A 5,123-nucleotide genomic window follows, 5' to 3' on the forward strand; every position below is an offset into this window, starting at 1 on the left:
GTCGCCGCGCGACAGGTGTACGGCGACTTCGAGGTACCGGCCGACACCCCCATGGCGTCGCTGTGCCAGTTCTACGGCTGGCCCCCGATCGAGGACGAGCAGCTCACCGTAGGCGAGTGGTTTCACCGTGTGTGCCAACACCGGCCGGTCGAGGGCGATCAACTGCGCTGGGGGCCGGCCGAACTGAGCGTTCGCCGCGTGCACGAGGGGGCGATCGAGCGGGTGGGCATCCGCATCGAGGAAGAGGGCGACGGATCCGCGCAGGCGGCGCCACGGCGGTCATGACGGCCAGCGCATCGCCCACGAACCGCGCGTGCCAGGGATGCCGCCGATCCCGTGCTTGTCGACCACCAGGCGCTCGTGCCAATCCAGGCGCTGCGCGCGGCACCGGCGGGCATGGGGGATAGCCTGAGCCCGTCGGGCAAGTCGTCAGTGGCGGGAGCGGTCATGTCAAGGCTGGCGGATGCGCTGCCGCTCGATCAGGGGATGCACGCGATCGTACTCTGCCGCCACCCTGCGCGCCAGCGCAGCGGGGGTGGAGCCTCGGGCAACCCACCCCAGTGCCCGCAACCGTTGCTGCAGCACCGACTGACGCAACACCTGCCGCACACACTGGGCCAGATGGGCCGCTTGCACCGGGCCGAGCGCGTGCGGGCCTGCCAGCGCATACCAGTGCTCGAACGAAAAACCGGCCACGCCCAGGCGCGCCAGCGGCGGCACGCCCGGCAGCAGCGCGCTGGGGGCCGCCGATGTGACCCCGATCACCGGCAGCTTACCGGCGCGCCAGTGCGGCAGCGCCAACGAAGGGGGCAGCAGCGCCAGCTGCACATCGCCCTGCAGTAGCGCATTGACGACCTGGGCATTACCTGGATAGGGTACGTGGGCCACCTGCCAGTCCGCCGCCGCCTTGAGCAACTCCATGCCCAAATGGAATGGCGACCCCACTCCCGGACTGCCGTAATACCAAGCAACGCCCGCGCGCTGGATCGCGCGCACCGCGGCGGCGGCCCGTAACTCCAAGCGCGGCGCGACACACAACGCCAGCGGCGCCGTGGCGACCAGGGCCACCGGCTGAAGGTCGGTCAGGGGGTCGTAGCCCACGGCGGGATTCAGATCGCGCGCGACGGTCAGATGGACCCACGGCAGTAGCCCCACCGTATGGTCGTCGGTCGCGCGTGCCACGGTCAGCGCGGCCTGCGCACCCGCCGCACCCGGATGGTTATCGACATCGACCGGCTGCCCCAATGCGTCTGCCAGAGGGGCTTGCAGTGCCCGCGCCAGCTCATCGGCCGACGAGCCCGGCGGAAAGCCCACCACCAACCGCAATGGGCGCGAGGGCCACGCAGTCGCCGGCGGGATGGGGTTGGCCCGCCCATGCACGGCCCAGACACCCGCGGCAGCCGACACGGCCGCCCGCAACAGCCAGCGGCGCAGCCGAATCGGCGCTTCCTGCATCCCGCCCCATGCGGCGGCGCCGTCATCATTCCAAACGCTTCGCCTTTCACGCACGGATGACGGCCTCCGCCAGTGGATCCGGTGCCCCACCATACAACCACGGCTGGTCGAGCGCCCGCTCGCCAAGCAACGCCAGGGCCGCATCGCGTGCCCAACGCAGGGCCCCGCGGGCGTGGAAGACCGTCCCATTGCGCCGCGAGCGGGCTTGCACGCGGGCGTTGCGCGCCCAGCGCCCCTGCGCCCAGTGCGCCAGCACGGCGGGCCAGTCCGCGACCGCCGTGCGGGACTGTGCCGCCAACAGCCGCCCCAGCGCCCACGCGTCTTCCAGCGCCATCGCCGCACCCTGGGCCAGATAGGGCCGCGTCGGATGCGCGGCGTCGCCCAGCAGCGCCACCCGTCCCTGGGCATGCTCGTGCGGCCCCCGCATTGGCGCGCGCACATGCAACGGCCACAGGCGCCAGCCGGGCACCGCCCGCAGCACGGCATCCAAATCTTTGTGCGTACGGCCCACACGCTGGCGCAGCTCGGCCACGCGCGCTTCGTGGTCCCAGCTCTCGACGTCGGCCGGGGGCAACGGGCCTTCGACCACCACCACGACATTGAGCCACTGCCCGGCGCGCACGGGGTAGTGCACGGCATGCATGCAGGCCCCAAGCCAGGCCACGACTTGCGGTGTGCGCAAGGCGGCCGGCAAATCCTCCCGGCGCACCATACCTCGGTAGGCCAGATGGCCGCTGAACGCCGCGCGGCCATCGCCCAGCAGCCGGGTGCGAATGGTGCTCCACACCCCATCCGCCGCCAGCAGGGCGTCGGCATGCCAGCGGGCACCGCTGGCGGTGGTGATCGCCACCCCGTCGGCGTCCGTCTGGTGACCGATGACGGCCTGCCCCGTGTGCAGCGCCACCGTGGTCGTCTCCAGCAGGGCCTGCAGCAGCAGCCGGTGCAAGTCGGCGCGGTGGATGGTGGCATAGGGCGCGCCATAACGCTGCCGCATCGCTTCACCCAAGGCCAAACGGCCCAGCACCCGGCCATCGGCGGCCGCGCGCACGCGCAGCTCGGAGGGAAACGCCGCCACCGCCTCCAGCGGCTGCTGCAAACCCCAGTCGTGCAACACGCGCACGGCGTTGGGGCCGAGTTGGATGCCCGCCCCCACCTCAGAAAACTCTGGCGCGCGTTCGAACAAGTCGATCGACATCTCGGGCCGCGCGCGCGCATGCCAAGGCCGCGCCCAGCCCGGCCATCCCCCCCCCGACGATGACGACCCGCTCCTGCACGCGCCGCCCCGAACTCAGCGCAGTGTCGGCCAGGCCGAACGCGCGATGCGCCACGCCCCCTCGACCGCGCCGGTCCCGAACCGCCGCGCGAGCCGCTGCGCAATGCTCTCGCGCTGGGTATAGTCGATGATCTCTTCGGCCTGCACGACCTCGCGTGCCACATAGTCCAAATTACCCAGATCGTCAGCCAGACCCAGCTCACGCGCGCGCTGCCCCGTCCAGACCAGGCCGCTGAACATCTCGGGCATTTCTTTCAGGCGATCACCGCGCCCCTTGCGCACCACCTCGATGAACTGCTGGTGGATGTCGTCGAGCATTTGCTGCGCGTGCGCGCGGTGGCGCTCCGTCTGGGGGCTAAAAGGGTCGAGAAACCCTTTGTTCTCGCCTGCGGTCAGCAGGCGCCGCTCCACGCCCAGCTTGTCCATCAGCCCGGTAAACCCAAACCCGTCCATCAGCACGCCGATGCTGCCCACCAGACTGGCCTTGTCCACGTAGATGCGGTCGGCAGCCACCGCGATGTAGTAGGCCGCCGAGGCGCAGGTCTCTTCGACCACGGCGTAGACGGGTTTGCCGTGCTTTTCCTTCAGGCGCCAGATCTCGTCGTTGATGATGCCCGCCTGCACCGGGCTGCCGCCGGGTGAGTCGATCAACAGCACCACGGCCTTGGCCCCCGGGTCTTCGAACGCGGAACGCAGCGCCGAGACGATATTGGCGGCATTGGTTTCCGACTCCGCACTGATGGCGCCACGCACCTCGATCATCGCCGTGTGCGGGGCAGCAGTGGGCGGCGACGGCACGACGTCGCGGTACAGTAACCAAACCACGACGCCCGCCAGCAGCAGCCAGACCGAACGCCAAAAATTGCGCCAGCGGCGCGCCGCACGCTGCTCTTGCAGCGTCGCAAGTGCCAGCTTCTCGATCACGGCCCGCTCCCAGCCAGGCGCATCGAGCGCGGCCGGCGTCGTGGCCGGCGGTGGCGGCGCAGTGGTGTCGGCGGGCGGTGGGGTCTCGGTAGATGCCATGGTGGGGGTCCAAAAAACGACCGGTTGAAGATCGTATTGTGACTGCCAAAACACCACCCCGTCGCGTTCCTGGACGCGAATCGACACCAGCGGCCCGCGCCCAGGGCCACCGACGCAGCGCCCGGTGCGCGGATCGAACAGCGCCCCGTGCGCACCACACACCAGATACTGGCGCGTGAGGTCGAAGAAGCGGTTGGGCATCCAGTCCATCTCCATGGAAACGTGGCTGCAGCGGTTGAGGTAGGCGTACACCCGACCCTGGAAGCGGATCGCAAACGCGCGGCAGGTCTGCCCGCGATAGCGGACGTCGAACGGCACCGCATCGCCGCCGTCGATCAAATCGGCCGAGTGGCACAGCGCATGCCACGGCATGGCCGCCGCATCCTTGTCTTCCGACGCCTCCATGTCACCCCGCTCCTCTTGTCCTCGCCGCCGCGCGCACCACCCCTCGCCAACAGCGACAATCATAGGATGTCATCGCCAACCTTGCCCCGTCCGTTGATCCTCGGCTCGACTTCGCCGTACCGGCGCGCGCTGCTCGAGCGCCTGCAGCTGCCTTTCGACACCGCCGCGCCCCACGTGGACGAAACGCCGCTGCCCGGCGAAGCCCCGGCCACCCTCGCGCGGCGGCTCGCGCATGCCAAAGCCGGCGCGGTCGCGCAGCGCCACCCGCAGGCCATCGTCATCGGCAGTGACCAGGTGGCTGACCTGGATGGCGTGGCACTGGGCAAGCCCGGCACGCACGAGCGCGCCGTTGCCCAACTGCGCGCCATGCGCGGGCGCACCGTGGTCTTTCACACCGCGCTGGCCGTGGTCTGCATCGCCACCGGCTACGCGGCGCAGGACGTTGCCGCGGTACAGGTGCGCTTTCGCGACCTCAGCGACGACGAGATCGAGCGCTACCTGCTCGTCGAGCGTCCCTACGACTGCGCCGGCAGCGCCAAAAGCGAAGGACTGGGCATCGCACTGCTCGACGCCATCGTCAGCGACGACCCCACGGCCCTGGTGGGCCTGCCGCTGATTCGCACCGCACGCCTGCTGCGCGGCGCGGGGTTGACGCTGCCATGAGGACGCCCATGCCACCTTCGGGCACCGCGGTGGCCCCCGGCACGCTGTACCTGGTGCCGACGCCGCTGGATTTCGGCTGCGACACCGCGTTGGATCTGCGCGATGCGCTGCCGGCGGCGACGATCGACATCGCCGCCGGGCTGACGCACTGGATCGCCGAGAACGCCAAGAGCGCGCGCGCGTTTCTGAAACGCGTACAGGGGGTGCGACCGCTGGCCGTGCCGCTGCAGCAACAACACATCGCCCAGCTGCCGCGCGATTGGCACAAGCACGGCGACCCTGTGGCCGGCGCCGACGCACAGGC

The 5,123-nt window shown here is 70.4% G+C and carries 5 protein-coding genes and 2 pseudogenes; 3 read left to right on the forward strand and 4 right to left on the reverse strand.

Going from position 1 to position 5,123, the window contains the following annotated elements; genetic code table 11:
* Positions 1 to 285: transporter associated domain-containing protein (locus Q0716_RS01185; RefSeq protein ID WP_299018798.1), on the forward strand; the 285-nt coding region annotated here is incomplete at its 5' end.
* 165 nt (positions 286 to 450) lie between these two features.
* Here the strand turns inward: Q0716_RS01185 and Q0716_RS01190 are convergent.
* From Q0716_RS01190 to Q0716_RS01205, 4 genes and pseudogenes are all read right to left on the reverse strand, one after another.
* Positions 451 to 1,455, reverse strand: a complete 1,005-nt coding sequence (locus Q0716_RS01190; protein ID WP_299018800.1) for a tripartite tricarboxylate transporter substrate-binding protein — start codon at positions 1,453 to 1,455, stop codon at positions 451 to 453.
* 46 nt (positions 1,456 to 1,501) lie between these two features.
* Positions 1,502 to 2,650, reverse strand: a complete 1,149-nt coding sequence (locus Q0716_RS01195) for an FAD-dependent monooxygenase (protein ID WP_366139704.1) — start codon at positions 2,648 to 2,650, stop codon at positions 1,502 to 1,504.
* A gap of 93 nt (positions 2,651 to 2,743) precedes the next feature.
* Positions 2,744 to 3,751 (reverse strand): S49 family peptidase, encoded by a 1,008-nt coding sequence (locus Q0716_RS01200; protein WP_299018805.1) that lies wholly within the window; start codon positions 3,749 to 3,751, stop codon positions 2,744 to 2,746.
* Positions 3,752 to 3,850: 99 nt separating this feature from the next.
* Positions 3,851 to 4,219, reverse strand: a pseudogene (locus tag Q0716_RS01205) (Rieske 2Fe-2S domain-containing protein); the annotation flags it as partial.
* A 3-nt stretch (positions 4,220 to 4,222) separates the two neighbouring features.
* Here Q0716_RS01205 and Q0716_RS01210 point away from each other — a divergent pair.
* Positions 4,223 to 4,819, forward strand: coding sequence for a Maf family nucleotide pyrophosphatase (locus Q0716_RS01210; RefSeq protein ID WP_299018803.1), 597 nt, complete (start codon positions 4,223 to 4,225; stop codon positions 4,817 to 4,819).
* Positions 4,820 to 4,827: 8 nt separating this feature from the next.
* Positions 4,828 to 5,123: pseudogene (locus tag Q0716_RS01215) on the forward strand (ribosomal RNA small subunit methyltransferase I); the annotation flags it as partial.

The organism is uncultured Tepidimonas sp. (genome assembly GCF_938045175.1).
Classification (GTDB): Bacteria; Pseudomonadota; Gammaproteobacteria; order Burkholderiales; family Burkholderiaceae_C; genus Tepidimonas.

Coding starts and splice junctions, on each gene's coding strand:
- Q0716_RS01200 (WP_299018805.1), bottom strand. CDS start 3,751: ATGGCATCTACCGAGACCCCACCGCCCGCCGACACCACTGCGCCGCCA.
- Q0716_RS01190 (WP_299018800.1), bottom strand. CDS start 1,455: ATGCAGGAAGCGCCGATTCGGCTGCGCCGCTGGCTGTTGCGGGCGGCC.
- Q0716_RS01210 (WP_299018803.1), top strand. CDS start 4,223: ATGTCATCGCCAACCTTGCCCCGTCCGTTGATCCTCGGCTCGACTTCG.
- Q0716_RS01195 (WP_366139704.1), bottom strand. CDS start 2,650: ATGTCGATCGACTTGTTCGAACGCGCGCCAGAGTTTTCTGAGGTGGGG.